This window comes from Photobacterium nomapromontoriensis (assembly GCF_050336815.1).
In the GTDB taxonomy this organism is placed as follows: domain Bacteria; phylum Pseudomonadota; class Gammaproteobacteria; order Enterobacterales; family Vibrionaceae; genus Photobacterium; species Photobacterium nomapromontoriensis.
In genome coordinates this window covers 57404-83237 of the sequence record NZ_JAKJSL010000025.1, presented here as the reverse complement: position 1 = coordinate 83237, position 25834 = coordinate 57404, and the positions used below count along the sequence as shown (strand labels likewise).

The following is a 25834-nucleotide window of genomic DNA, read 5'->3' as shown; positions in this document are numbered from 1 at the left end:
ACCACAGGACCAGAAGTTTTTTGCTTTTCCGCTCCTACTCGTCCCTGCTCTTCCTCGCTCCTATGTCGCCAGGCAAAAAAAAGCCCCAGCACACGAAGCGCTGGGGCGTTTTTTATGACTGGTAATCAGGTGATTACTTAGTCAGAGCTTCGCTACCGTTTTCACGGATTTTGCTTAGCAGAGGCTTAACCACGCGAGCGTTACCAGCAACGATGTTGCCAGAAGTCAGGTAGTTAGTATTACCAGTAAAGTCAGTACAGATAGCACCCGCTTCACGCGCGATTAGCTCACCAGCTGCAATTTCCCAAGGCTTAAGGCCTAGCTTGAATACGCCGTCAACACGGCCAGCTGCTAGGTAGCATAGGTCAAGTGCAGAACAACCAGACTGACGCATGTCATCACAGTCGATGAATAGTGCGCTCTGGATTTTAGCGAAGCTTTCAGCATGCTGTTTTGCAGCAAACGGTAGGCTTGTTGCCAGAGTTGTACCAGTAAGGTCACGAGGCTGAGACACACGGATACGCTGGCTGTTAAGCTGAGCGCCAGCACCACGTGTTGCAGTGAAAAGCTCGTTGCGAGAAGGATCGTAAACAGCCGCTACTTCTGTACGGCCACGCATGCGTAGGGCAACAGAAACAGCATAGTGAGGATAACCACGAACAAAGTTCTTGGTGCCATCCACTGGGTCAATGATCCACTGACAATCTTTGTCACGACCTTCTTTATTACTACCTTCCGCGGCAATAATGCAGTGGTCAGGGTAAGATTTCAGAATTGTCTCGATAATTAGCGCTTCTGCTTCTTGATCGATATTGGTAACAACATCATTACCTTTGTTAGCAACCTCGATAGACTGAGGTTTTTCTAGAGATTTAATGACATGGTCACCAGCCTTTCGTACTGCACGAATGGCGATATTAAGCATCGGATGCATAGGATCTTCCCAACGGATGTTAAAGAACTAAAAAGCGGCGGCGAGTATAGCAGAGCTAGAATAAAAGGGAAGTGGTTATTTTTTACCCGGCGGTCTTTAGCCAGTGATTGAGTGGATTTTATTCATATCGTCCTTCCTCCCAGTGTTCGGTACAATGTTTTTATATGTTTTCACCCTTTTTAAAATCTCTGTGTTAAAATCTTTCGGCTTTATTGAAACTGTCGGAAATAGCACATTCTATGTTAGATAAAATCAGCGTGGTTCTTGTTGGTACCTCACACCCGGGCAATATTGGTTCGGCCGCCCGCGCAATGAAAGTGATGGGACTGACCCGCCTCATTCTGGTTAATCCAGCGTGTGAAATTGATGAAACCACTTATGCTCTAGCGGCTGGCGCAGCCGATATTGTCGAAAAGGCCAAGATTGTTCCTACGCTGGATGATGCCATCGCCGATTGTGGTCTGGTGGTGGGCTCGAGTGCGCGTTCTCGGACGCTGGAATGGCCTCAATTAGACCCTCGTGAATGCGGCATCAAAGCGATATCAGAGGTGCCGTCACACAATGTTGCCATCTTATTCGGTCGTGAGCGTACTGGCTTAACCAATGAAGAATTGCAGCATTGCCACTGCCATGTTTATATTCCTGCTAATCCGGATTACAGTTCACTTAATCTGGCGATGGCAGTACAAACAGTGAGCTATGAGATCCGCATGGCTTACCTTGACCTGCAGAAACTAGATCAGGAAAAACAGGTAGATCAGGCTATCACTGAAGAGTACCCCCTCGCGCAAGAACTTGAAATGTTCTACGAGCACCTTGAAAAGGTCACGAGGCAGACTCGCTTTATCAATAAGAAGCATCCCGGTATGGTGATGGCTAAACTTCGTCGTTTATTTACCCGTGCTCGGCCTGAAGCGCAGGAACTACAAATTCTGCGTGGTATCTTATCTTCTGTTGAGAAATCACTTGAGTACAAAGACAAATAGTCATACTGTGCTTAGGGGTAAAAGCCTGACTAAATCAGTCAGGTAAATACTTGACTGATTTAGTCAGGTATGCGACACTCGCACTCATAGATAAACATGGGTAGCGGTGTGTTATGAGATTGACATCAAAAGGAAGATACGCAGTCACAGCCATGTTGGATGTGGCGCTACATTCTCAGGATGGTCCTGTTCCTCTGGCTGATATTTCAGAACGTCAAGGGATCTCACTATCTTACCTAGAGCAGCTATTTTCTCGTTTGCGTAAAGCTGGCCTAGTTGCCAGTGTCCGTGGACCAGGTGGTGGTTATCGGCTCGGTGAGGATGCCAATAAGATTGCTGTAGGCATGGTTATTGCGGCGGTTGATGAATCGGTTGATGCGACTAAGTGTCACGGCAAAGGTGATTGTCAAGGTGGCGTACGCTGTCTGACACACACGCTATGGCGCGATTTAAGCTCCCGAATCAGCGGTTTTTTGAACAACATCACTCTTGGTGAGTTGATGCAAGACAATGACGTACAGCAAATTTCTGATCGTCAGGATCAAGAAATACAGAAAACGTCATTTGGACATAAAAATACACACGACAGCACCACAATCGGTGTCGATGTTCGCTCCTAGAGACTAGACGTCCGTGTTTTCGGAGATGAAGATGAAACTGCCAATATACTTTGATTATTCCGCTACTTGCCCAGTTGATCCACGCGTTGCTGAAAAAATGATGCAATGTCTGACGATGGATGGAACTTTCGGCAACCCGGCTTCTCGTTCTCACCGTTATGGTTGGCAGGCTGAGGAAGCGGTTGATACAGCACGTGAGAATATCGCTGAACTGCTGAACGCTGACCCGCGTGAAATTGTATTTACCTCTGGTGCGACTGAATCAGATAACTTGGCAATTAAAGGCGCAGCCCATTTCTATGCCAAGAAAGGCAAACACGTTATTACCTGTAAGACTGAGCACAAGGCCGTTCTTGATCCTTGCCGTCAGTTAGAGCGCGAAGGTTATGAGGTGACTTACCTTGAGCCTGAGTCAAACGGTTTAGTTGATCTTGCTAAACTGTGCGATGCAATTCGTGAAGATACTGTGCTGCTTTCACTGATGCACGTAAACAACGAAATTGGTGTGATCCAAGATATCGCGACAATTGGTGAAATGTGTCGTGAGAAGAAAGTGATCTTTCACGTTGACGCCGCGCAGTCTGCCGGTAAGCTCCCAATCGATGTGCAGGCAATGAAAGTGGATCTGATTTCCCTGTCAGCGCACAAAATTTACGGCCCTAAGGGTATTGGTGCGTTGTATGTACGCCGCAAGCCACGTATTCGCCTTGAAGCGCAAATGCACGGTGGCGGTCATGAACGTGGTTTCCGTTCAGGTACGCTAGCAACACACCAGATCGTCGGTATGGGCGAAGCATTCCGTATTGCTAAAGAAGATATGGATAAAGATTACCAGCACGCGTTAGCACTGCGTGACCGTCTGCTGTCAGGCCTTGAAGGTATCGAAGCCATGACGATCAACGGTGACATGGCGCAACGTTTGCCAAACAACCTCAATATTAGTTTTGCATTTGTTGAGGGTGAATCACTGCTGATGGCACTGAAAGACCTTGCGGTATCTTCTGGTTCTGCCTGTACATCTGCAAGCTTAGAGCCGTCTTACGTATTGCGCGCTCTGGGTTTGAATGACGAACTGGCACACAGCTCAATCCGCTTCTCTTTTGGTCGCTTCACGACCGAAGAAGAAGTAGACTACGCCGCTTCACAAATCCGCGATGCGGTAGAGAAACTGCGTGACATGTCTCCATTGTGGGATATGTATAAAGAAGGTATTGACTTAGACACGGTCGAGTGGGCGCACCACTAATCTTGCGGTCATCACGTATTCGAGGAAGCTGTCATGGCATATAGTGAAAAAGTTATCGATCATTATGAGAACCCACGTAACGTTGGCTCATTTGACAAAAACGACAAAAATGTAGGTAGCGGCATGGTAGGGGCTCCTGCCTGTGGCGACGTAATGAAACTTCAGATCAAAGTGACTGAAGAAGGCATTATCGAAGATGCTAAGTTCAAAACCTATGGTTGTGGTTCGGCGATTGCATCTAGCTCACTGATTACTGAGTGGGTAAAAGGCAAAACGCTAGACGAAGCTGCGTCAATTAAGAACTCAGCCATTGCTGAAGAACTTGAGCTACCACCGGTAAAAGTGCACTGTTCTATTTTGGCGGAAGACGCGATTAAAGCAGCAGTGAGCGATTACAAAAAGAAACATCAAGAGCAAAATTAATTCCTAAGGGTTGTTGTATGGCCATAACGATTACTGAGGCGGCAGCACATCGCGTCGCTACTTTCCTAGAAAATAGAGGAAAAGGCATCGGCCTGAGGCTAGGAGTCCGGACTTCAGGCTGTTCAGGTATGGCCTATATCCTGGAGTTCGTTGACGAGCTTGATGAAGGCGATCAAATCTTTGAAGAAAAAGGTGTCAAAATTATTGTTGATGCCAAGAGCTTGGTTTACCTCGATGGTACTGAGTTGGATTTCGCCAAAGAAGGCCTCAATGAAGGCTTCCAGTTCAATAACCCTAACGTATCCAGTGAATGCGGTTGTGGTGAAAGCTTCAACGTATAATCGCTGAACTTACTGAACCTGATCGCGGCCATTTGGCTGTTATCAGGTTTAGTCCTTTATAGTTTCAGTATTTACAGATACCCACGCGATATGAACCATTTCGAACTTTTTGGCTTACCTTTCCAGTTTCAGCTGGACGGTAGCCTTCTCGCCACTCAGTTTCGTGAGTTGCAGCGTCGATTTCATCCTGATAACTTTGCCACGGCTTCTGAGCGAGATCGCTTGATGTCAGTGCAAAAAGCCGCTCAGATTAATGACGCATACCAAATTCTGAAAAATCCTATTTCTCGTGCTGAATATATGCTCTCGGAACGCGAGATGGACATTCGTGGCGAGCAAAAAACGCTGCAGGATCCTAGCTTCTTAATGCAACAGATGGAATTGCGAGAGGCGCTAGAGGAGATCCCTGATGCCCCCGATCCTGATGCCGCCTTGATTGATTTTGAGCAGCAGGTATTAGCCCTTTATAAAACACAGCTGGCGGAACTGGAGCAATTACTGCTCGATGAACGCTGGGAAACCGCGGCGGATGCCGTGCGCAAGCTAAAGTTTATTGTTAAGCTGCGTACTGAAGTTGAGCGTCTGGAAGAGAGCTTGCTTGACTAATTTATTCCGATCTCGGTATTAACCTTACAGGAACGACAATGGCATTGTTACAGATTGCTGAACCTGGTCAAAGCGCCGCCCCGCATCAACATAAATTGGCGGTCGGTATTGATTTAGGAACCACTAATTCCCTCGTGGCTGCTGTGCGCAGCGGCGTCCCTGAAACCCTAAAGGATGATCAGGGGAACGCGATTTTGCCGTCAGCGGTATACTATGGTGAGTCTGGAGTGGTTGTTGGCCGTCAGGCCCGTGATATCGCCCAGCAAGATCCGGCTAATAGTATTATTTCTGTCAAGCGAATGATGGGGCGATCTTTGGCTGATATCCAGCAACGCTATCCACAAATGCCTTATCAGTTTGAAGCAACAGATAATGGTCTGCCACAGTTTCTAACCCATGAGGGTAAGGTGAACCCGGTTCAGGTCTCTGCTGAAATATTGAAAACCCTTAACCAGCGAGCTCAGGCGACATTGGGTGGGGAGCTGGAAGGGGTGGTGATCACCGTACCTGCCTATTTTGATGATGCTCAGCGCGCCGGTACGAAAGATGCGGCTAAACTGGCAAATCTTAATGTACTGCGCCTACTCAATGAACCGACAGCGGCTGCGATAGCATATGGTCTAGACTCTGGTCAGGAAGGCGTGATTGCTGTTTATGATCTGGGTGGTGGTACGTTTGATATTTCCATTCTGCGTCTGTCTAAAGGGGTGTTTGAAGTGCTGGCCACCGGAGGCGATTCAGCCCTGGGCGGTGATGACTTTGACCATCTACTTGCTGACTGGATTGCAGAGCAAGCTGGTTTTACGGGCGATCGTAGTGCGCAGCAATACCGAGTGCTACAAGACGTTGCTCAAGCAACCAAAGAAGCCCTTTCGGGAGCGCATGATGTCGAGATCGACGTTTTGGGCTGGCAGGGAAGTGTGACCCGTGAGCAATTGGATGCACTGATACAGCCGTTAGTGAAAAAAACCTTGTTGTCGTGTCGCCGCGCATTGAAAGATGCTGATGTTAGTACGGATGAAGTGATTGAAGTGGTTATGGTCGGTGGCTCGACACGTGTTCCTTTGGTTCGCGAAATGGTAGGTAATTATTTTGGTCAACAACCATTAACATCGATTGACCCGGATCAAGTGGTCGCGATTGGCGCAGCGATTCAGGCTGATATTTTAGCGGGAAATAAACCCGATTCTGACATGTTGCTGCTGGATGTGATCCCATTATCCTTGGGGATCGAAACCATGGGTGGGATGATAGAAAAAATCATTCCGCGCAATACGACCATCCCTGTTGCTCGCGCACAGGAATTCACTACGTTTAAAGATGGCCAGACTGCAATGTCTGTCCATATTGTACAAGGTGAACGAGAGATGGTAAGTGACTGCCGTTCGCTGGCGCGTTTTACCCTGCGTGGCATTCCAGCAATGGCTGCGGGTGCTGCACATATTCGTGTTACTTATCAAGTGGATGCAGACGGCTTGCTGTCTGTGACTGCGATGGAGAAAAGCAGCGAAGTACAGTCAACGATTCAGGTTAAGCCATCCTATGGCCTGACCGATGATGAAATCGCGACGATGATCCGCGATTCAATGACTTTCGCCCAGGATGACAAAGACGCCCGCGCACTTGCCGAGCAACAAGTGGAGGCGGACCGTGTTCTGGAAGGGTTGATCGCTGCACTGGCTCAAGATGGCGAGACCTTATTGAGCATAGAAGAGCGAGAGCAACTGGAAGCCGTAATGATGGAACTGGTTCAATTACGTCAGGGGACGAATCCTAACGCGATTGAGGCTGGTATTAAAAAAACAGATAAAGCGAGTCAGGAATTTGCATCCCGTCGAATGGATAAATCTATTCGCCAGGCTCTGGCTGGCCAGTCGATTGATGAGGTTTAGGCATGCCCAAAATTGTAGTACTACCCCACGAAGAACTTTGCCCGGAAGGGGCGGTGCTGGACGCACAAGAAGGCGAAACGATTCTCGATGTGGCACTGCGCAATGGCATTGAGATTGAACATGCCTGTGAAAAATCCTGTGCCTGTACGACCTGTCACTGTATTGTGCGAGAAGGTTTCGATTCGTTGAATGAGAGTGATGAACTGGAAGACGATATGCTGGATAAAGCTTGGGGTTTAGAACCAGAGTCTCGTCTAAGTTGTCAGGCTAAGGTCGCAGATGAAGATTTAGTGGTAGAAATCCCGAAATATACCCTAAATTTGGCTTCTGAAGGTCACTAAAGAGTCACCCATACCTGCTGGTAGATCATTGCCAGCAGGTTTAGCTAGACTGGTTATATCAATTTCGTTTTTGACCACAGAGGATAAGAGAATGGGCTTGAAGTGGATTGACTCGCGAGAGTTGGCTATTGAACTGTCTGAACGCTATCCGGATGTTGATCCTGTCACCGTGCGTTTTACCGATTTACGTGATTGGATCCTTGAACTGGCCGATTTTGATGATGACCCTGAGCATTGCAGTGAACGGGTGCTTGAAGCGGTACAAATGTACTGGATTGAAGAGGCCGACTAAGCCAATTTATTGTCGAATTCTTCGACGAGATAGCATTTCTAAGATCTCCCCACCTTGCGGATTATCCTCTATTGCTTCACTTTCGGCTGCTGTGAATGGCGGCTTTCTCTCCTCTTTTTGTAAAAAATTGTGCGTATTTTTATAAATCTGCCACAGTAATAAAAATGCTGCTAATTGGCGCAAAATCGAAATATTAAACTCTGTTTCTGCGATTAATTCTGGTTTACTAACCTAGTAATAGTCAAATCATCCCATTACCCCCTTGTAATACATGAATGTGCCCCCATACAAACTGTTATAGACAGTAATGGTGATGTCATTAATTTGTTGCCTGATAGTGTTGGTAAAAAACTATTAGGCGTTAGAATATGTTAATTTTGATTTTTGTTACTCACTGCAGAGCAGGGGCAACAGGCAATCCAAGGAGTCGTATATGTCTGCCAAAATGATCGTTTCTTTATCTCGGGAAGCCGCAAGTGAAAAGTGGGGAGCTAATGCCTTGGTAACCTTTCAAGCGGAAGGGGCGGTGATTCACCTGACAGATGAAAATGTTTTGGCCGCTATTCAGCGTGCTGGACGTAAACTCGATAGTCAAGGCATCAAACAGGTTCAGCTAATCGGGGATAGTTGGGATCTGGAAGCGACATGGGCTTTTATTCAGGGACATCGTAACGCTAAACCTGGCAATACTGTTGCTTGGCCGACATTACCCGAGTTGGACGAGGTCGAGTTACAGGCTCGTCTTATGGCGACGAATTGGGTGCGCGATATTATCAACCAGTCTGCTGAGGTCGTACGTCCTTCTCAGCTTGCTGCACGGGCTGGTGAATTTATCAAATCGCTTGCTCCAGAGAGTGTGACTTACAAAATCGTCAAAGGTAATGATCTCCTTGATGAGGGTTGGAACGGTATTTATACGGTTGGCCGTGGCTCAGAGCGATCACCGGCGATGCTTCGCCTTGACTTCAATCCTACCGGTAATCCAGATGCGCCCGTGCATACCTGCTTGGTCGGTAAGGGGATCACGTTTGATTCTGGTGGTTATAGCCTAAAACCGTCAGCAGGCATGACGGCAATGAAGGCTGATATGGGTGGCTCCGCGATGGTGACGGGGGCGTTGGCTCTGGCAATTGCGCGTGGTACCAACAAGCGGATCAAGCTGATCCTGTGTTGTGCAGAGAATATGGTATCAGGCCGAGCTTTTAAATTGGGTGATATCATTACTTATAAGAATGGCAAAACGGTTGAGATCCTCAATACGGATGCGGAAGGGCGCTTGGTGCTTGCTGATGGCTTAATTTATGCCAGCGCACAGCACCCTGAATTGATCATTGATTGTGCAACGCTGACAGGGTCGGCCAAAAATGCATTGGGAAATGATTATCACGCGCTGTTTAGTTTCGATCATATGCTGGCTCAAAAAGCCCTGATGGCAGCCAATGAAGAGCATGAAGGCCTGTGGCCGTTGCCGTTAGCGCAAGATCACCGAACCATGATGCCATCGTCATTTGCGGATCTGGCAAATATTTCACAAGGTGACTTTACGCCGGGCGCTAGTACCGCCGCTGCTTTCCTCTCTTACTTCGTTGAGGATTATCAGTCTGGCTGGATGCATATCGATGCCAGCGGAACATACCGCAAATCGGCCAGTGACAAGTGGGCGGCTGGTGCCACGGGGATGGGGGTACGTACACTCGCAAATATTCTCTGTGATCACGAAGACTAAGGAAGGAGTATGTTGAGGATTTCGTTATCTGCCAGCAGTGATACTGGGGTGTGGGGAGAAAATGCCCTGCTGTCATATCAAGCAGAGGAGGCAGTGATTCACTACTGTGGTGATTACCCCTTGCGCCGTATTCAGCAAGCTGCTCGACAGCTTCAGTCCCAAGGGGTTGAAAATATCAGCCTTGAAGGAGAGGGGTGGAGTTATGAGCGTCAATGGGCGTTTTATTGTGGTTTTGCTTCAACCAATGGCCATGGCGCACTGCGCTGGGCATCGATTGACGAAGATGAACTGGAGCTGCTGAATGCTCGTCGTCGTTGTGCTGACTGGTTGCGTAATGTGGTTAATGCGACACCTGAAGAGATGTACCCTCAACAACTGGCTGATGCAGCAGTATCATTTTTGACTGATATCGCTGGTGAGGCGATCAGCGCTGAAATGGTTGTGGGTGATGCTCTGCTAGAGCAGGGCTGGATAGGCATTCATAGTGTCGGTCGAGCCAGTCATCGTCCTCCGGTCATGCTGACGATTGATTATAACCCTACAGGTGATAAGGATGCCCCTGTGGCTGCCTGCTTAGTCGGTAAGGGTATTACCTTTGATTCTGGCGGCTACAGTCTCAAATCCAGTGTCGGCATGGTCACGATGAAATGTGATATGGGTGGTGCCGCAACCGTAACGGCAGCACTAGGTTATGCGATAGAGCAAGGTTTGAGTCAGCGTGTGACGTTGATCTTGTGTTGTGCTGAAAACTTAATTGCTGGAAACGCCTATAAGTTGGGTGATGTGCTAACTTACAAGAATGGCCTGACAGTGGAAATTGTAAATACGGATGCTGAAGGACGCTTAGTATTGGCTGATGGGCTGATTGCCGCCAGTGAAACCAAAGCGCCGCTGATCATTGATGCCGCAACGTTAACTGGGGCAGCAATGATGGCCGTAGGAACCGATTACAATGCGCTATTTAGTCTGGATCAAGACCTGCTATTCAATGCACAACGGTTATCCGATTTAGTGAATGAGCCAGCCTGGCCATTACCATTAGAGAAGTGGCACCAATCCAATTGTCCGTCATATTATGCAGATACGGCAAATAGTCGAACGCAGAAAGGAGGCGGTATGGCAGGGGCATCCAATGCTGCAGCTTTCTTGTCCCGCTTTGTTGATACTAAACATAGCCGTTGGTTACACATTGATTTGGCTGCGTGTTTCCGAGATAGCGCAGATAGTCGCTGGTCAGCGGGCGCAACAGGGTTAGGGGTTGCTAATATTGCAGCGCTGTTACTGTAGCGCGGTAACAAATATTTGTCAGAGGAGGCAGCATAAGGATGTTGTTGATCCTCCTTAAGTCCAGGTAAGTTGATTCAAAAGGATATTATAATAATGACTATAGAAAGAACGTTCTCAATCGTAAAACCAGACGCGGTAAAACGTAACTTGATCGGAGCGATTTATCAGCGTATCGAGAGTGCCGGATTGAAAGTGGTTGCGGCAAAAATGATCCACATGGATAGCACAAAAGCGCAAGGTTTTTATGCTGAGCATGATGGTAAGCCTTTCTTTGATGAGCTGGTGGCATTTATGACGTCAGGGCCGGTAATGGTTCAGGTACTCGAAGGGGAAAATGCGATTGCTCGTTATCGTGAGCTAATGGGAAAAACCAATCCTGAAGACGCGGCCTGTGGCACCTTACGTGCTGATTATGCGTTAAGTTTACGTCATAACTCTGTTCATGGTGCTGATAGTCCAATATCGGCTGCGCGTGAAATTGCCTATTTCTTCGCTGACGATGAGCTTCACCCGCGAGATTGAGGCTGACACTGTCTAATCTTGAGTGCGATAACGGGAAGCAAAGGCTTCCCGTTTTATTTTACGCAGTTAGCTAACGAAAAGGGCGGGCGGTTAACTGGTGGAAAGTCAAAGGCAAAGCCTGTACAATTTCGCGCCTTAAAACCAAACTGAATATCATGCGTATTGGTGCATGGGTGTTTGGTGGCTAAAGGTCCTGTCGTATACGCCCATTGGGTTGTGTATCTAAGGCACAGATAACGTCACGTAATTTATAGAGGCAACAACCGATGACAACTGTTAAAACGAATCTGCTGGATTTTGATCGCAAGGGGCTACGTAAGTATTTTGCCGATGAACTGGGTGAAAAAGCCTTCCGTGCCGATCAGCTGATGAAGTGGATTTACCATTTCGGTTGTGATGACTTCGATCAGATGACTAACATCAACAAGAAGTTACGTGAAAAACTGAAACAAGTAGCAGAAATTCGTGCGCCATATGTATCAGAAGCGCAGTACTCGTCAGATGGTACAATTAAATGGGCGATGCGCGTTGGTGATCAGGATGTTGAGACCGTTTACATTCCCGATGAAGATCGAGCAACCTTGTGTGTGTCGTCTCAGGTAGGCTGTGCGCTTGAGTGTAAATTCTGCTCAACGGCGCAACAAGGGTTTAATCGTAACTTGCGAGTGTCTGAGATCATTGGTCAGGTTTGGCGTGCGGCCAAAGAAATTGGCATCGAAAAAGAAACAGGTCGTCGCCCTATTACCAACGTGGTAATGATGGGCATGGGCGAGCCACTTCTTAATATGAAAAACTTGGTTCCAGCGCTGGAAATCATGCTTGATGATCTGGGTTTTGGTTTGTCAAAGCGTCGCGTGACAGTCTCTACCTCTGGTGTGGTGTCAGGCTTGGATCAGATGACAGATAATGGCATTGATGTGGCGCTGGCTATTTCGCTGCATGCGCCAACTGATGAGCTACGCTCTCAGATTATGCCGATCAATAACCGCTGGAATATTGCTGATTTCCTTGCATCAGTGGATCGTTATATCGCCACATCAAATGCGAATCGCGGTCGAGTGACAGTGGAGTACGTGCTGCTTGATCATGTCAATGATGATATGGACCATGCACGACAATTGGCGGTATTATTGAAAAACACGCCAGCCAAGATCAACTTGATCCCATTCAACCCTTATCCGGGCTCACCGTATAAAAAACCAAGTAATTCACGCATTGATCGTTTTATGAAAACATTGATGGAGTATGATTTTACTGTAACGATTCGAAAGACTCGTGGAGATGATATTGATGCGGCTTGCGGACAATTGGTTGGTGATGTGATTGATCGCACGAAACGAACTCAAGCTAAGCTTCAAAATGGTGAACAAATCCCGGTAAAATCAGTCTAAAAGACGACTCCCAGCTAAGCAGAGGTTGGTTTCGCTGGGCATTAATATGGATGTTGATGCGGAGTAAGCATGGCACGATGGATGATGTACCCATTATTGTGTAGTCTAGTGGTCGGCTGTGTTACGGTCGATCAAATGGGCAGCATTAATCAGGGTGTAGACAAAATTGAGGCCTCAGAGGCTCGTATTTCTTTAGGACTTACGTATCTGGAAAAAGGTCAATGGCAGCGGGCGCGTGAAAATTTGGAAATGGCATTAGATTATGCGCCAAAATATTATCGCGCACAGAATGCGATGGCCTATTATTATCAGCGGGTTGATGAACCTGATGCCGCTGAGGCTCTTTATCGCAAAGCGCTCCGAGATTCACCGAAAAACGGTGATGTACGAAACAACTATGGTGTTTTTCTGTGTAGTCAGCAACGTTACGACGAGGCTATCGCTGCATTTGAAGATGCCATTAAGCAACCTTATTATTATCTGACATCGGCCAGTTATGAGAATGCAGCGCTGTGCAGCCTTAAGCAAGGCAGTAAGCCTGAAGCAAAGGGATTCTTTGAGAAGGCCCTTTCTTATGACCCATACCGGCCAAAGTCAATGTTGCAGCTGTCGCAAATGGACATAGAAGCGAATAATCTAAAAGAAGCTCGCGTCAGACTGTTTAAATTTAATAAGAGATACGGGTATAAGCCAGACAGCCTATGGCTGTTGATCCAGCTTGAACATCAATTGGGCAGAGATAGCCTGGTTGCTAAATATGCTGGTATCTTGCAAGAGCAGTTCCCGGACTCCAAGCAATATCAAAATTATCTAGCCAATGAATACTGAACAGAACGAAGAACGATCAACAGAAGACGTCCATCTTCCAGGGGATATGCTGCGTCAGGCTCGTGAGAAGCTAGGCTATTCTCAGAAAGATGTTGCTAGCCGATTGAGACTTCGCCAGTCGGTAGTGAATGACATCGAAAACAATAATTTCGAGGAGACACAACTGGCCACGTTTACCCGTGGTTATGTGCGATCCTATGCCAAATTTGTCGGTCTTGACGAAAACGAGGTTTTGGTCAAGCTGGATTTTCATGGTCATGCCCAGCCTCAAGAGCAGGAAATGCAGAGCTTTTCGCGACGCACCAAGCGGGAGGCACATGATAGCCGTATTATGCGTCTGACATGGGCGTTAGCGGCAGTGTTTATTGGCGTCACCGGGGTGTGGTGGTGGCAGAGCCTGCAAATTGCACCGGATGCTGAACTGGCGGTACCGACCAGTCAGCAGACTCCACCATTGGATGAGTCGCTCGCCAATGCAGGCCGTGATAACACGGTAGCACTAACTCCGAATACTTCGAATGGGAATCCAGAGCTGGCCGTTCATTCGACAGCGGAGCCTGTTACCGAATCTAATACCACCATTGATGTTGCTGCTGAACCACAAGCTCATTTTGATGATAGCTTTACTGCCCCAGAAAACGTGGCAGCTAAAGAGGTTGCAAGCAATGCAGCAAACCCAGAGATGGCGGCTGAGCCCGAGACAGATGTTGCTGCTGAAGATGCAGCGGCTGTTGTCGCCTCAGATCTAGAGCTGACTTTCTCCGGTGATTGCTGGATTGATGTCCGCGATGCGACCGGCAAGCATCTTGATACGGGTATTAAGAAGGCTGGTGATGTTTTGAAACTGGATGGCGATGCGCCATTCAGAGTTGTGCTGGGTGCACCTGGCGTGGTTACAATGAGTTATCAAGGCAAGCCCGTTGATCTGAGCCAATATCCAGCTGGTAAAGTGGCGCGTCTGAAACTGCCGCAGTAAACAGAGTAAATGTAATGCATAACGAGTCTCCCATTATACGCCGCGAATCTACTCGCATTTATGTCGGCAATGTTCCCATTGGCGATGGTGCGCCGATTGCCGTACAGTCTATGACTAACACACGCACAACTGATGTTGCTGCGACGGTTGCGCAAATTAAGGCATTGGAAAAAGTCGGTGCTGATATTGTACGTGTTTCAGTACCCACCATGGATGCGGCGGAAGCATTTAAGCTGATTAAGCAGCAAGTTAATGTGCCGCTGGTGGCTGATATTCACTTTGACTACCGTATCGCCCTACAGGTTGCGGAGTACGGTGTAGATTGCTTACGCATTAATCCGGGTAATATTGGTCGAGAGGATCGTATTCGTGCGGTGGTTGATTGTGCCCGTGATAAGAACATTCCGATCCGCATTGGTGTTAATGGCGGTTCGTTGGAAAAAGACATTCAGCAAAAATACGGTGAGCCAACGCCTGCTGCATTGGTAGAATCTGCTATGCGCCATGTTGATATCCTTGACCGCCTCAACTTTGACCAGTTTAAAGTGAGCGTAAAAGCGTCGGATGTTTTTTTAGCGGTAGAATCTTATCGCCAGTTAGCACGACAGATTAAGCAGCCACTGCACCTTGGTATCACCGAGGCGGGTGGCGCACGTGCGGGCGCGGTTAAATCTGCGGTTGGGCTTGGCATGCTGTTGGCCGAAGGTATTGGTGATACGTTGCGCGTCTCACTGGCTGCTGATCCGGTTGAAGAGATCAAAGTGGGTTTTGATATTTTAAAATCTCTGCGTATCCGTTCTCGCGGCATTAATTTCATTGCTTGCCCGACGTGCTCTCGTCAGGAATTTGATGTTATTAGTACGGTGAATGAACTTGAGCAGCGACTTGAAGATATCACCTTACCCATGGATGTTTCTGTGATTGGCTGTGTTGTGAACGGCCCCGGTGAAGCTGAAGTCTCCCATTTGGGCATTGCAGGTGGAAATCGCAAAAGTGCGTTCTATGAAGACGGTATCCGTCAGAAAGAGCGCTTTGATAACGACAATGTTATTGATCAGCTGGAAGCCAAAATCCGAGCGAAAGCAGCAATGTTAGATACTAACAATCGTATTGACGTGACAGAAAAATAACAAAATAGTGGTGGATTGCGCCTGAAATTATTCGGCGTAGTTCACTCTTTGCGTTATAACCTATATATTCAACTCCATTCCCCATCGGTTAACGAGAATAAACGTGGCGAAACAAATTCAAGCAATTCGAGGCATGAACGACTGCCTACCAACGCAATCTCCACTTTGGCAAAAAGTGGAAGGTACCATTAAACAAGTAGTAAGCGCATACGGTTACAGTGAAGTCCGGATGCCAATCGTAGAATCGACACATTTGTTTAGTCGGGCAATCGGTGAAGTTACGGATGTTGTTGAAAAGGAAATGTATACCTTTGAAGACCGTAACGGCGACAGTTTATCACTACGCCCTGAAGGTACGGCGGGCTGTGTACGTAACGGTATCGAGAACGGCCTATTGTACAATCAGGAGCAGCGCCTGTGGTACACCGGCCCAATGTTCCGTCATGAACGTCCACAGAAAGGGCGATACCGCCAATTCCACCAGTTTGGTGTGGAAGTATTTGGCTTAAACGGTCCGGACGTAGACGCCGAGCTTATTATGATGACTGCGCGTATGTGGCGTCAGCTAGGCATTGATAAGCACGTTCGTCTGGAGCTGAACTCAATTGGCTCGCTAGCGGCACGTGCCACGTACCGTGAAGCGTTAATTGCTTTCCTTGAGCAGCATCTTGATATTTTAGATGAAGACTGCAAGCGTCGAATGTACACCAACCCGTTGCGTGTCCTTGATACCAAGAATGCAGCAGTGCAAGAGATCCTAGTGGATGCACCTAAACTATCAGAATACTTGGATGAAGAATCCAAACAACATTTTGCTGGATTATGTGAACTATTAGACGCTGCTGGCATCGAATACCAAGTAAATGAACGCCTTGTACGTGGTTTAGATTATTATAACCGTACTGTATTTGAGTGGATCACTGAAAGCTTAGGTGCGCAGGGTACCGTTTGTGGCGGCGGCCGTTATGACGGTTTGGTTGAACAGCTAGGCGGTAAAGCGACACCAGCAGTTGGTTTTGCAATGGGTCTTGAGCGTTTGGTGCTCATGATGGAAACCCTTGAGCTGACGGATGTACGTCGTCCTGTTGACGTGTATATTGTAACCGCTGGTGAAGGGACCATGATGGCCGGTATGCAGCTGGCTGAGAAACTACGTGAAGCCGTACCTGAACTTCGTGTGATGAACCACTTTGGTGGTGGTAACTTCAAGAAACAATTTAAACGTGCTGATAACGTCGGCGCGGCAGTTGCACTGGTACTGGGTGAAAATGAAATCGCCGAAAATACCGTGGTAGTTAAAGATCTTCGCGGCGGTGAACAAACCACTATGGCGCAAGACGATGTGGCAGCAAAGCTGGCCGAATTGATTTAAGAGAGGACAGGAAGTGGACGGCAATATCACAGAAGAACAGCAAGTTGAACAGATTAAAGCTTGGTGGAAAGAAAACGGTAAGGCCGTAGTTCTCGGCACTGTGATTGGTCTGGGTGGCTTACTTGGCTGGCGTTATTATCAGTCTGAAGTTCAGTCAGCCAAGGAGCAGGCATCTGATGCGTATACGCAGGTGATCAACGGGCTTGAAGACGGCAATGCGACTGCCGCTGCTGATCTTCAGGCTTTTATTGCGGCGCATGAAAACAGTCAGTATTCAGTACTGGCCGCGCTACAGTTAGCGAAAGTTCAGGTTCAACAAGGTGATCTGGATGCTGCCGCTGAACAACTAAATTGGGCAATCAGTCACACCAAAGATGTGGCGATTCTTCCGCTGGCTCAGACCCATCTTGCGCGTATTTATACCGAGCAGCAAGCCTATGACAAGGCGTTAGCTGAACTGGATAAAGTGACGGCTGAAGGGTGGCAAGCGAAGGTCGCAGAGTTGCGTGGTGATGTATTATTGCAAAAAGGCGATGCTATTGCTGCTCGTGAAGCGTATGTGAGTGCGCAACAGCTAGGTTCATCTCCTGCGTTGCAAATCAAGCTAGACGACTTAGCACAGTAGTAGGGTAATGCGAATGCAGAAGGTGTTGAAGCAAGCTATCTCTGTTGCGTTAGCTGTCAGTATGCTGGCGGGCTGTGCGAGTGACGAAGATACGGTACAGATGGCTCCGTTGCCTGTTGTTGAGAGTAGCTTTACTCCTGTTCAGAGCTGGGATGGTCAGATAGGTAGTGGGATTGATCACTATTTTTCCAAGCTGCGTCCAGCATTGGGTTACGGCAAGTTATTTGTCGCTGATCGTGATGGTGTCGTGAAGGCTCTGGACCCAGAGACGGGAACGGTTATCTGGGAACAGGATCTTGAAACCGATTTTTCAGCTCGACTGGCGGGCGGTATCACTTTGTCTTACGGTAAAGTGTTTATTGGTTCTGAAAATGCCGAGGTCATCGCTCTTGATGAAGAGACGGGAGCATTAAGCTGGCGCGCGGCAGTCGAAGGTGAAGTGCTTTCTAAACCTCTTGTAGACGAAGGGCTGGTGATTGTAAATACCAGCCGTGGTATTTTGCAGGCGTTAGATGCGAATACTGGTGACAGTAAATGGCAGCTAGGCAGTGAAGTACCGACTCTAACCTTACGTGGAGACAGTTCTCCGGTGTCTATCTCTGGTGGTGTTTTCTGGGGGCAGGCAAACGGTCGTCTTGCCGGTGCGATAATGGGTAATGGCCAGTTATTATGGCAGCAACCGATCGCATCACCGAAAGGTGCAACAGAAATTGACCGTCTGGTTGATGTCGATGCAAGCCCTGTGATTGCGGGCGATCGTCTTTACGCGATTGGCTATAATGGTAACTTGGTATCGATTGATTTGCGAACCGGTCAGCCTGCATGGAAACGCAGTTACTCTTCGGCAACGGATTTTGTGATTGAGGGTAATCAGTTATTTCTGATCACCGATCAGGATCATATTGTTGCCGTTGATCCCCGCAGTGGTACTGAGTTGTGGTCTAACAATGCATTAGAGCACCGTTTGCTGAGTGCACCCGCAATCATCGATGGTTATTTGGTGGTTGGTGATAGTGAAGGGTACCTTCACTGGCTTGACCCTGTGAGTGGTGATTTTGTTGCCCAGCAGGAAGTCGGTGGTGATGGTATTGCCGTGCCACCATTGGAGATGCTCGATGGTTATCTAGTCATCACGCGGGATGGGCGTATTAACAAAATGCAAATGCCGTAATATATCGGTATAATACGCACCACTCTAATTTGTCGGCTCCTGCTGTAAATACAGTCAGGGGCCGTTATTGTTATATCCATTCGCGATATTATTGTCGGATGAAGGTCAGAGTTTAGCTCGGCTGGAGGCAAGAATGAATGGTAAAATATGTCAGTAAGACTATGAAAAGTATGAGGTACTTATGATTCCTGTAGTTGCCCTAGTTGGGCGCCCGAACGTGGGTAAATCGACGTTGTTTAACCGTCTTACCCGCACAAGGGATGCGCTGGTAGCTGATTTTCCTGGCCTAACAAGGGATCGTAAATACGGTAGGGCTGAGCTCGAAGAACACGAATTTATTGTGATTGATACCGGTGGTATTGATGGCAGTGAAGAAGGCGTTGAAACAAAAATGGCTGAACAGTCATTAGCCGCGATTGAAGAAGCTGACGTTGTGCTGTTCTTAGTGGATGGTCGTGCTGGTTTGACATCATCAGATGAAGCGATTGCTAAGCATTTACGCAGTCGTGAAAAGCCAACGTTTCTTGTGGTAAACAAAATCGACGGTATCGATGCAGACAGTGCTTGTGCCGATTTCTGGAGCCTAGGCGTTGATGCTATGTATCAAATTGCCGCTTCACAGAACCGTGGTGTAACGGCGTTGATGGAGCGTGCACTCGCGCCTTTCTCTGATGCACTGAATAAAGCGGTTGACGGTGAAGATGGCGAGATGCAGATCGAAGATCTGACCTCGGTAGAAGATATCGAAAAAGCCAATCTGTCAGAAGAAGATGCAGAAGCCGCTTACAAGCGACTACAAGAGCAGCCAATTAAGCTAGCGATTATTGGCCGCCCTAACGTGGGTAAATCCACGCTGACTAACCGTATTTTGGGTGAAGAGCGTGTTGTTGTCTATGATATGCCTGGTACCACCCGTGATTCCATTTACATTCCAATGGAACGTGATGGTCAGGAATATGTTCTGATCGATACTGCTGGTATTCGCCGTCGTAAAAATATGCACCAAGCGGTAGAGAAGTTCTCTGTTATTCAGACGCTAAAAGCGGTTGAAGATGCGAACGTTGTGCTGTTGATCATTGATGCGCGCGAAAATATCTCGGATCAAGACCTTAGCCTATTGGGCTTTGCGCTGAACTCTGGCCGTTCATTGGTCATTGCCGTCAACAAGTGGGATGGTTTGGATAATGACGTTAAAGAGCGTGTGAAATCTGAACTGGATCGTCGCCTAGGTTTCGTTGACTTTGCACGTATCCACTTCATCTCTGCATTGCACGGAACGGGTGTGGGTCACTTGTACGAATCTGTGAAAGAAGCGTATCAGTCTGCGACTAAGCGTATCAGTACGTCGTTGCTAACGCGCATCATGCAAATGGCGCAAGACGATCACCAGCCACCAATGATCCATGGTCGCCGTGTGAAACTGAAATATGCCCACGCAGGTGGTTACAATCCACCAATTATCGTTGTGCATGGTAACCAGGTGAACGAACTACCGGGTTCATACAAGCGTTACTTGATGAACTATTATCGTAAGTCTCTGGAAATGATGGGTACGCCAATCCGTATTCAGTTCCAGAACAGTGAGAACCCATTTGAGACTAAGAAGCAGAAATTGACGATTTCTCAAGAACGTCAGCGTAAGCGTCTGACATCTGCACTGAAAAATCGTTAATCACTGATCACCATTGTTGGACATACTGATCCTAAAGGCATCATGTATGGTAATGACACTGGAATAGAAATCGGAAGCCATGTTGGTTTCCGATTTTTTTTCCACTATATTTAGTTTTTTGTGTAGAAATTGGGAAAGTTATTCCATAGCCGCATAATAAGATTTCAGACCATTTCTGAGAGTTGATTGAGAGTAAAGTGCTATGAGTCATAGAGTCACTTATGAGCATTAGCAATGAAAATAATGCTGCTATGCTTTTATCTGAATAGCTGAGTGCTTCTATATTCATACACTTTATTTTTTCTCTTCTATGTGTTCGTATTATCACGAAACAGATCAGGTCATCATAATGAAAGAAACCAGCCCACACTTTATTCGAAACCTATGCATATCAGGTTTAATGGCCGCCTTACTTGTGGCAGCAGGCTATTTCTATGTACGGCATCAAAATCAGTATCCAAGTACGGATGATGCTTATGTTCATGCCAATATTGTGTATATTGCACCACAAGTTAGCGGCAAAGTGATTGAAACCAATGTTGTGGACTATCAAGCTGTTAATAAAGGGGACTTACTGGTTAAGCTGGATCCCGCGCCTTATCAGGCCAAACTCGATGAAGCACAAGCTGCATACGAATTAGCGACACAAAATAATGAAGCAACGGATGATGCAATTTTAGCGGCTAGTGCCAATGTAAAAACAGCCATGGCTACTTTGGAAGATGCACAAAGCACTTACCGTCGAATTAAAGAGTTAGTCGGTCAAAAATTGCTGCCTCAACAACAACTTGATGATGCAACAGCGAAGCTGTCTAGTGCAGAAAATGGCGTGGAAGCGGCAAGAGCAAACATGTCGCAGTTAATCAAGGCACAAGGGGCGAAAGGTACCGCAGCTCCTGAGGTGAAAAAAGCCGCTGCCGCATTAAGCAGTGCGAGTTTGTCATTATCTTATACCAATATCTTTGCAGATCATGACGGTAGTTTAGGTAAGGTGAGCGTTCATGCAGGCAGTGTCGTGGCACCGGGACAGGCTTTAATGCCATTGGTTGTGGCAAATAGTTTTTGGGTACAAGCTAATTTTAAAGAAGATCAAACGGGGTTATTAAAAGTGGGGATGCCTGCCACTATTGAATTGGATCTTTATCCAGATGTGCAATTTCATGGTGCAGTTGATGCCATTTCTCCGGCCAGTGGCTCCTCTTTCTCATTGTTGCCTCCTGAAAATGCCACAGGTAACTGGGTAAAAGTGCCGCAGCGGTTCCCTGTGCTTATCCGTCTAAATAAAAATCAAGATAGTGCCGCGCATCCACTACGTGTTGGTGCGAGCAGTACCGTTACGGTTGATACTTTAACACTGACGGATGATTCTCAAACGCTAACACAAGGTGAGTGATCATGGCTGAGGTGGCGACCCCAATAGAATCAGCACCAATGGATGACAGTCGTCGTATGTTGGTAACACTGGCCGTGATGCTTTCTGCCATCATGGTGCTGCTCGATATGACCATTGCGAATGTTGCGCTACCTCATATGATGGGGGCACTTGGTGTCACGTCTGAACAGGTGACATGGATTCTGACCTCTTACTCCATGGCTGAGGCGATCTTTATCCCACTTGCGAGCTATTTCGCACTGAAGCTGGGTATTCGCAAGCTATTATTGATTTCTGTTTCTGGATTTATTGTTACGTCAGCACTATGTGGACAAGCCGATTCACTGGCTGAAATGGTGACTTTTCGGATCATGCAAGGTGCGTTTGGTGCATCGGTGATCCCACTGTCACAGTCAATCATGGTGCAGATTTATCCACCATCACAGCGCGGTAAAGCGATGGCATTGTTTAGCGTCGGCGTGTTGTTAGGGCCTATTTTAGGCCCGACATTGGGGGGGATCATTACCGAAAACATGGATTGGCGGTGGATTTTTTACGTTAATCTGCCCGTTGGACTGTTCTGTTTGGCGTTGCTATTTTTCTTCGTGAAAATTGAAGGCAAGGGGGAAACTCGGGTCGACTGGTATTTGGTGACCGCAATGGCTCTGGGCATAGGCTTGCTGCAGATGGTGCTAGATCGTGGTAACGAAGAAGGATGGTTTGAGTCTAATTTGATTTTGTTTGCTGCGGTGATCAGTGCAGTCGCAATGGCCATTTTTATTGCTCGTTCTTTTATTGTTAAAGGCGATATTGCCCCGTTATGGCTATTAAAAGACCGCAATCTTGCGATGTCTTGTTTGGTGATGGCGGGTTTTTCGATGGGCATGTTTGGGATCACCCAGCTGCAGCCTATGATGCTGGAAAAGTTACTGAATTACCCAGTAGAAACCACCGGGTTTGCTATGGCACCCAGAGGATTAACGTCAGCCATTGTGTTACTGGTAATGGCTCGGTTTATGGATAGAATTGACGCGAGATTACTCATTGTAATAGGGCTTTCGCTCAATGCGTTAGGCACCTATTTCATGACACAGTATTCCACTAACATTGATATGTTCTGGATCTTGTTCCCGAGTATTATCCAAGGTGCCGGAATGGGCTTGGTGTTCGCGCCATTGAGTCAGCTCGCTTATGCCACGTTATCGAAAGACGATACTGTGGGCGGTGCGGTAGTGTTTAACTTGTGTCGTACCATTGGTGGTTCATTTGGTATTTCGATCGTAAACACTTATTTTAGTCGGGCCGAACAACGTGAATGGCATGCATTGGGTGGGGATTTGTCATTAACAAATCCAGTCCTCATACAAGCAGCACAGGCACAACATCAACACGTAACCGATCCTAGCTTTTTGGCACAAATTCAAGGTTTACTACTTCAGCAATCAACATTGCTGGCTTTTGTGTATACCTTCGGTTTTTTGATGGTGTCCTATCTGTGTTTAATCCCGTTATTAGCGTTTTTTAAGAAGAAACCACCAGTAGATGATTAATGAGATGGGTAAGCGAGTTAAATTCACTCGTCTGGTGATAGGGTAACCGTCATGATGTTGATGAACTGAGTTATAGCTCGATGTCCTATAATAAATAAAAAAATCGCCGAAAGGCGATTTTTTTTATTTATTATTCAAATGGTTACTTGGTTGTTGAGTCTTGACAGTTTAATTTGACAGAATAGTAAATTTCTCTTGGCTGTAATTTATATAATATCGGATCATAGGGTGTTATTTAGCAGTAGGTAGGTTTTTATCTCGCTAGAAATCCAAATACAGCATATGTAACTTATGCTTTCGGGAAGTGTATTGATAAATATTCTTTTGAAACCAGATCGCTGATCAAGATGGCTTTTAACGTTGATCAGCGGATCCAAGCTTGATCAACGATAGCGATGAGGTGCGTAACTGTTTTTTGAATTAACCGAGATCAAAAATTTATCTTTCCAAGCTACCTCAGGGGAGGCGTTTCGACGAGAATGTACGGACTTGTAATCTAGAGGTAAGTTGGGTACAGACATGGGTTCTATGTGAAATTATCAACATAGGGTCGATGTTATATAACGTGCTCAATCCTCCACCTTTAGGTGATTTGGCGATATTAGATTTAAGGAAGAGACAATGAGTCATAATCTTTGCCCACAATGTAATAGCGAGCTCGCTTGGAAAAATAATCAATATTATTGTGATTTTTGCCAGCATCCAGTGGCTAAAACCGTATTTTGTCCTGATTGCGATACAAAGATGGAGAGGTTACAGGCTTGTGGATCCGCGAGCTATTTTTGTAATTGTTGCAATGAATTGAAATCGAAGAGTCGTATCAAAGTGATCTTTGAGGCAATTTGCTGAGAGCCCGCAATAAAAAACGCCGTAAAAACGGCGTTTTTTACGATGAAGCAATATCAGATCAAGTACCGTTATTCCACGACGATAGAGCGGATTTCACCTTCTGCTAATTTCGTCTGTAGAGTGTCACCCAGTTTCACCTGAGCACAACTTCGGATCACCTGTCCTTTGGCATTACGGGTAATGGAGTAGCCGCGTCCTAATGTTGCCAGTGGGCTGACGGTGTCGAGTTTTTCTGCCGCCATTGCGAGTTTATGACGCGTGTTGAGTAGATATTTATCCATCGCATCCAGGATCATCTGTTGGCGCCGGGCAAGTTGATTCTGTTGGGTCTGAAGGGTACGCACTGGTGAGTACAACGCCAGCTTATAGCGGATACGATCAATATGCTGCTGATGACCTGATAGATGGCGTTGCATGGCTTGTTCTAATCGAGCAGACAGCTCATCAAGCTGCTGTTGCTGTTGATTCAACCGTATTTGCGGGTGTTGTTTATCCAGGCGATGCTGTAATCGTACTGTTAAGGTTTGGCGACCAGTAATATAATGACGCATAGCATGCTGAAGTTGTTGGACTTTCTGGCTTATCTTCTGCGTTTGGTACGTCATGTCCCGACTGATCAACTCAGCAGCTGCAGATGGGGTTGGAGCGCGAACATCTGCGACAAAATCGGCGATAGTGACATCGACTTCATGGCCTACGGCACTGACAATAGGGATCTGGCTGGCGGCAATAGTACGCGCCACAATCTCTTCATTGAATGCCCATAAATCTTCCAGTGAACCGCCCCCTCGCCCCACGATCAGTACATCACATTCCTGACGCGCGTTGGCTCGGCCAATGGCTTGGGCGATAGATATCGCAGCTCCATCGCCTTGGACCATTGTCGGGTAAATGACGACCGGTAGACTCGGATCTCGGCGCTGTAACACATTCAGAATATCATGCAATGCTGCGCCAGTTTTAGACGTGATGATACCAACCCGTTGTGGTTGCTCTGGGAGGGGGCTTTTTAGTGATTGGGCAAACAGGCCTTCAGCGGCCAGTGACATTTTGAGTTGCTCAAATTGCTGTTGCAAGCGGCCATCACCTTCAGGCTGCATACTTTCGATGATCAGCTGGTAGTCCCCGCGGGGCTCATACAAGGATAAGCGTGCTTTAACTAAGACTTGAGCACCATTGGCAGGCTTAAACGTAACATGACGATTGCTGCCTTTGAACATGGCGCATTTTACCTGAGCGCGTGAATCCTTCAGGGTAAAATACCAATGACCTGAAACTGGCATTGAGAAATTAGACAGCTCACCGATCAACCATACAACCCCCATCTCATTTTCAAGAACGAGGCGAACCTGAGCATTGAGACTGGAAACGGTATAGATACGATCGTTTGATTGGGTCTGTTGAGCAAATAGCGTCACGAGACAAGTTACCTGTTTTTGGCGGCGAGAAAGTGTGGCGTGCAGTGCTTTATAGGGGAAAATCCAAAGCCTAGGCGGATCTTTGGACAGATCTTGGTCGTAAAGCACTGACCGTAGCACCGGAAACTTAACCGAAATATACTACACAGCAAGTAAAAAATGTCAATAAAAAAATATAAAAAATTACTGGCCAAACGATTGCACCCTACGTATAATTCGTTCGCAATATTTTATCCTTCTTTAAACCACTACTTAGTGTGAGAT

At 47.0% G+C, this 25834-nt stretch carries 25 protein-coding genes; 23 read left to right on the top strand and 2 right to left on the bottom strand.

The genetic code is table 11. The features are described 5' to 3' along the window. Positions 1 to 133: 133 nt before the first annotated feature. The gene (gene suhB / locus L4D12_RS10345; protein WP_428447758.1) at positions 134 to 934 is read right to left on the bottom strand and encodes an inositol-1-monophosphatase; all 801 of its coding nucleotides are present in this window, start codon (positions 932 to 934) and stop codon (positions 134 to 136) included. A 239-nt stretch (positions 935 to 1173) separates the two neighbouring features. Here suhB and trmJ point away from each other — a divergent pair, with 239 nt between their 5' ends. The 23 genes from trmJ (at position 1174) to L4D12_RS10230 (ending at position 24152) form a co-directional block, all read left to right on the top strand. Further along, a complete protein-coding gene (gene trmJ, locus L4D12_RS10340) occupies positions 1174 to 1920 on the top strand; it encodes a tRNA (cytosine(32)/uridine(32)-2'-O)-methyltransferase TrmJ (RefSeq protein WP_428447757.1) in 747 nt (248 codons plus the stop codon). 113 nt (positions 1921 to 2033) lie between these two features. Continuing rightward, positions 2034 to 2540: a Fe-S cluster assembly transcriptional regulator IscR gene (gene iscR / locus L4D12_RS10335; protein WP_428447756.1), complete on the top strand. Its 507-nt coding sequence runs from the start codon at positions 2034 to 2036 to the stop codon at positions 2538 to 2540. 31 nt (positions 2541 to 2571) lie between these two features. Next, complete coding sequence (locus L4D12_RS10330) at positions 2572 to 3786, top strand: IscS subfamily cysteine desulfurase (protein ID WP_428447755.1); 1215 nt, start codon at positions 2572 to 2574, stop codon at positions 3784 to 3786. A gap of 33 nt (positions 3787 to 3819) precedes the next feature. Then, positions 3820 to 4209 carry a Fe-S cluster assembly scaffold IscU gene (iscU, locus tag L4D12_RS10325; protein ID WP_428447754.1) on the top strand — a complete coding sequence of 130 codons (390 nt, stop codon included), beginning with the start codon at positions 3820 to 3822 and terminating at the stop codon, positions 4207 to 4209. A gap of 17 nt (positions 4210 to 4226) precedes the next feature. After that, the gene (iscA, locus tag L4D12_RS10320) at positions 4227 to 4550 is read left to right on the top strand and encodes an iron-sulfur cluster assembly protein IscA (RefSeq protein WP_428447753.1); all 324 of its coding nucleotides are present in this window, start codon (positions 4227 to 4229) and stop codon (positions 4548 to 4550) included. A gap of 90 nt (positions 4551 to 4640) precedes the next feature. Beyond that, positions 4641 to 5156, top strand: coding sequence for a co-chaperone HscB (hscB, locus tag L4D12_RS10315; RefSeq protein WP_428447752.1), 516 nt, complete (start codon positions 4641 to 4643; stop codon positions 5154 to 5156). Between the two features lie 38 nt (positions 5157 to 5194). Beyond that, positions 5195 to 7048, top strand: coding sequence for a Fe-S protein assembly chaperone HscA (hscA, locus tag L4D12_RS10310; protein WP_428447751.1), 1854 nt, complete (start codon positions 5195 to 5197; stop codon positions 7046 to 7048). A gap of 2 nt (positions 7049 to 7050) precedes the next feature. Beyond that, a complete protein-coding gene (fdx, locus tag L4D12_RS10305; protein ID WP_428447750.1) occupies positions 7051 to 7389 on the top strand; it encodes an ISC system 2Fe-2S type ferredoxin in 339 nt (112 codons plus the stop codon). A 91-nt stretch (positions 7390 to 7480) separates the two neighbouring features. Beyond that, positions 7481 to 7681, top strand: a complete 201-nt coding sequence (gene iscX, locus L4D12_RS10300; RefSeq protein ID WP_428447749.1) for a Fe-S cluster assembly protein IscX — start codon at positions 7481 to 7483, stop codon at positions 7679 to 7681. A gap of 433 nt (positions 7682 to 8114) precedes the next feature. Beyond that, positions 8115 to 9407 (top strand): aminopeptidase PepB, encoded by a 1293-nt coding sequence (gene pepB / locus L4D12_RS10295; protein WP_428447748.1) that lies wholly within the window; start codon positions 8115 to 8117, stop codon positions 9405 to 9407. Between the two features lie 9 nt (positions 9408 to 9416). Then, on the top strand, positions 9417 to 10694 hold the full coding sequence (gene pepB / locus L4D12_RS10290; RefSeq protein WP_428447747.1) for an aminopeptidase PepB: 1278 nt from the start codon (positions 9417 to 9419) through the stop codon (positions 10692 to 10694). Positions 10695 to 10787: 93 nt separating this feature from the next. After that, positions 10788 to 11216, top strand: coding sequence for a nucleoside-diphosphate kinase (ndk, locus tag L4D12_RS10285; protein WP_428447746.1), 429 nt, complete (start codon positions 10788 to 10790; stop codon positions 11214 to 11216). Positions 11217 to 11482: 266 nt separating this feature from the next. Continuing rightward, on the top strand, positions 11483 to 12607 hold the full coding sequence (rlmN, locus tag L4D12_RS10280) for a dual-specificity RNA methyltransferase RlmN (RefSeq protein WP_428447745.1): 1125 nt from the start codon (positions 11483 to 11485) through the stop codon (positions 12605 to 12607). A 69-nt stretch (positions 12608 to 12676) separates the two neighbouring features. Then, a complete protein-coding gene (pilW, locus tag L4D12_RS10275) occupies positions 12677 to 13435 on the top strand; it encodes a type IV pilus biogenesis/stability protein PilW (protein WP_428447744.1) in 759 nt (252 codons plus the stop codon). Beyond that, a complete protein-coding gene (rodZ, locus tag L4D12_RS10270; protein ID WP_428447743.1) occupies positions 13425 to 14411 on the top strand; it encodes a cytoskeleton protein RodZ in 987 nt (328 codons plus the stop codon). The genes pilW and rodZ overlap by 11 nt, the downstream gene beginning before the upstream one ends. A gap of 14 nt (positions 14412 to 14425) precedes the next feature. Beyond that, positions 14426 to 15541, top strand: a complete 1116-nt coding sequence (gene ispG, locus L4D12_RS10265; protein WP_428447742.1) for a flavodoxin-dependent (E)-4-hydroxy-3-methylbut-2-enyl-diphosphate synthase — start codon at positions 14426 to 14428, stop codon at positions 15539 to 15541. 103 nt (positions 15542 to 15644) lie between these two features. Next, positions 15645 to 16913, top strand: a complete 1269-nt coding sequence (hisS, locus tag L4D12_RS10260) for a histidine--tRNA ligase (RefSeq protein WP_428447741.1) — start codon at positions 15645 to 15647, stop codon at positions 16911 to 16913. Between the two features lie 13 nt (positions 16914 to 16926). Next, positions 16927 to 17538, top strand: coding sequence for a YfgM family protein (locus L4D12_RS10255; protein ID WP_428447740.1), 612 nt, complete (start codon positions 16927 to 16929; stop codon positions 17536 to 17538). A gap of 13 nt (positions 17539 to 17551) precedes the next feature. After that, positions 17552 to 18709: an outer membrane protein assembly factor BamB gene (gene bamB / locus L4D12_RS10250; protein WP_428447739.1), complete on the top strand. Its 1158-nt coding sequence runs from the start codon at positions 17552 to 17554 to the stop codon at positions 18707 to 18709. Between the two features lie 181 nt (positions 18710 to 18890). After that, on the top strand, positions 18891 to 20381 hold the full coding sequence (gene der / locus L4D12_RS10245; RefSeq protein WP_428447738.1) for a ribosome biogenesis GTPase Der: 1491 nt from the start codon (positions 18891 to 18893) through the stop codon (positions 20379 to 20381). A gap of 349 nt (positions 20382 to 20730) precedes the next feature. After that, positions 20731 to 21774 carry an efflux RND transporter periplasmic adaptor subunit gene (locus tag L4D12_RS10240; protein ID WP_428447737.1) on the top strand — a complete coding sequence of 348 codons (1044 nt, stop codon included), beginning with the start codon at positions 20731 to 20733 and terminating at the stop codon, positions 21772 to 21774. Positions 21775 to 21776: 2 nt separating this feature from the next. Next, positions 21777 to 23303, top strand: a complete 1527-nt coding sequence (locus L4D12_RS10235; protein ID WP_428447736.1) for a DHA2 family efflux MFS transporter permease subunit — start codon at positions 21777 to 21779, stop codon at positions 23301 to 23303. 621 nt (positions 23304 to 23924) lie between these two features. Continuing rightward, positions 23925 to 24152 carry a zinc ribbon domain-containing protein gene (locus L4D12_RS10230; protein ID WP_428447735.1) on the top strand — a complete coding sequence of 76 codons (228 nt, stop codon included), beginning with the start codon at positions 23925 to 23927 and terminating at the stop codon, positions 24150 to 24152. Between the two features lie 68 nt (positions 24153 to 24220). Here L4D12_RS10230 and xseA read toward each other — a convergent pair whose 3' ends face one another. Next, a complete protein-coding gene (gene xseA / locus L4D12_RS10225; protein ID WP_428447802.1) occupies positions 24221 to 25570 on the bottom strand; it encodes an exodeoxyribonuclease VII large subunit in 1350 nt (449 codons plus the stop codon). Positions 25571 to 25834: the final 264 nt, after the last annotated feature.

What these genes read in the sequence shown, in the direction of transcription:
- suhB (WP_428447758.1), bottom strand. Translation starts at nt 934, where the DNA reads ATGCATCCGATGCTTAATATCGCCATTCGTGCAGTACGAAAGGCTGGT.
- trmJ (WP_428447757.1), top strand. Translation starts at nt 1,174, where the DNA reads ATGTTAGATAAAATCAGCGTGGTTCTTGTTGGTACCTCACACCCGGGC.
- iscR (WP_428447756.1), top strand. Translation starts at nt 2,034, where the DNA reads ATGAGATTGACATCAAAAGGAAGATACGCAGTCACAGCCATGTTGGAT.
- L4D12_RS10330 (WP_428447755.1), top strand. Translation starts at nt 2,572, where the DNA reads ATGAAACTGCCAATATACTTTGATTATTCCGCTACTTGCCCAGTTGAT.
- iscU (WP_428447754.1), top strand. Translation starts at nt 3,820, where the DNA reads ATGGCATATAGTGAAAAAGTTATCGATCATTATGAGAACCCACGTAAC.
- iscA (WP_428447753.1), top strand. Translation starts at nt 4,227, where the DNA reads ATGGCCATAACGATTACTGAGGCGGCAGCACATCGCGTCGCTACTTTC.
- hscB (WP_428447752.1), top strand. Translation starts at nt 4,641, where the DNA reads ATGAACCATTTCGAACTTTTTGGCTTACCTTTCCAGTTTCAGCTGGAC.
- hscA (WP_428447751.1), top strand. Translation starts at nt 5,195, where the DNA reads ATGGCATTGTTACAGATTGCTGAACCTGGTCAAAGCGCCGCCCCGCAT.
- fdx (WP_428447750.1), top strand. Translation starts at nt 7,051, where the DNA reads ATGCCCAAAATTGTAGTACTACCCCACGAAGAACTTTGCCCGGAAGGG.
- iscX (WP_428447749.1), top strand. Translation starts at nt 7,481, where the DNA reads ATGGGCTTGAAGTGGATTGACTCGCGAGAGTTGGCTATTGAACTGTCT.
- pepB (WP_428447748.1), top strand. Translation starts at nt 8,115, where the DNA reads ATGTCTGCCAAAATGATCGTTTCTTTATCTCGGGAAGCCGCAAGTGAA.
- pepB (WP_428447747.1), top strand. Translation starts at nt 9,417, where the DNA reads ATGTTGAGGATTTCGTTATCTGCCAGCAGTGATACTGGGGTGTGGGGA.
- ndk (WP_428447746.1), top strand. Translation starts at nt 10,788, where the DNA reads ATGACTATAGAAAGAACGTTCTCAATCGTAAAACCAGACGCGGTAAAA.
- rlmN (WP_428447745.1), top strand. Translation starts at nt 11,483, where the DNA reads ATGACAACTGTTAAAACGAATCTGCTGGATTTTGATCGCAAGGGGCTA.
- pilW (WP_428447744.1), top strand. Translation starts at nt 12,677, where the DNA reads ATGGCACGATGGATGATGTACCCATTATTGTGTAGTCTAGTGGTCGGC.
- rodZ (WP_428447743.1), top strand. Translation starts at nt 13,425, where the DNA reads ATGAATACTGAACAGAACGAAGAACGATCAACAGAAGACGTCCATCTT.
- ispG (WP_428447742.1), top strand. Translation starts at nt 14,426, where the DNA reads ATGCATAACGAGTCTCCCATTATACGCCGCGAATCTACTCGCATTTAT.
- bamB (WP_428447739.1), top strand. Translation starts at nt 17,552, where the DNA reads ATGCAGAAGGTGTTGAAGCAAGCTATCTCTGTTGCGTTAGCTGTCAGT.
- der (WP_428447738.1), top strand. Translation starts at nt 18,891, where the DNA reads ATGATTCCTGTAGTTGCCCTAGTTGGGCGCCCGAACGTGGGTAAATCG.
- L4D12_RS10240 (WP_428447737.1), top strand. Translation starts at nt 20,731, where the DNA reads ATGAAAGAAACCAGCCCACACTTTATTCGAAACCTATGCATATCAGGT.
- L4D12_RS10235 (WP_428447736.1), top strand. Translation starts at nt 21,777, where the DNA reads ATGGCTGAGGTGGCGACCCCAATAGAATCAGCACCAATGGATGACAGT.
- L4D12_RS10230 (WP_428447735.1), top strand. Translation starts at nt 23,925, where the DNA reads ATGAGTCATAATCTTTGCCCACAATGTAATAGCGAGCTCGCTTGGAAA.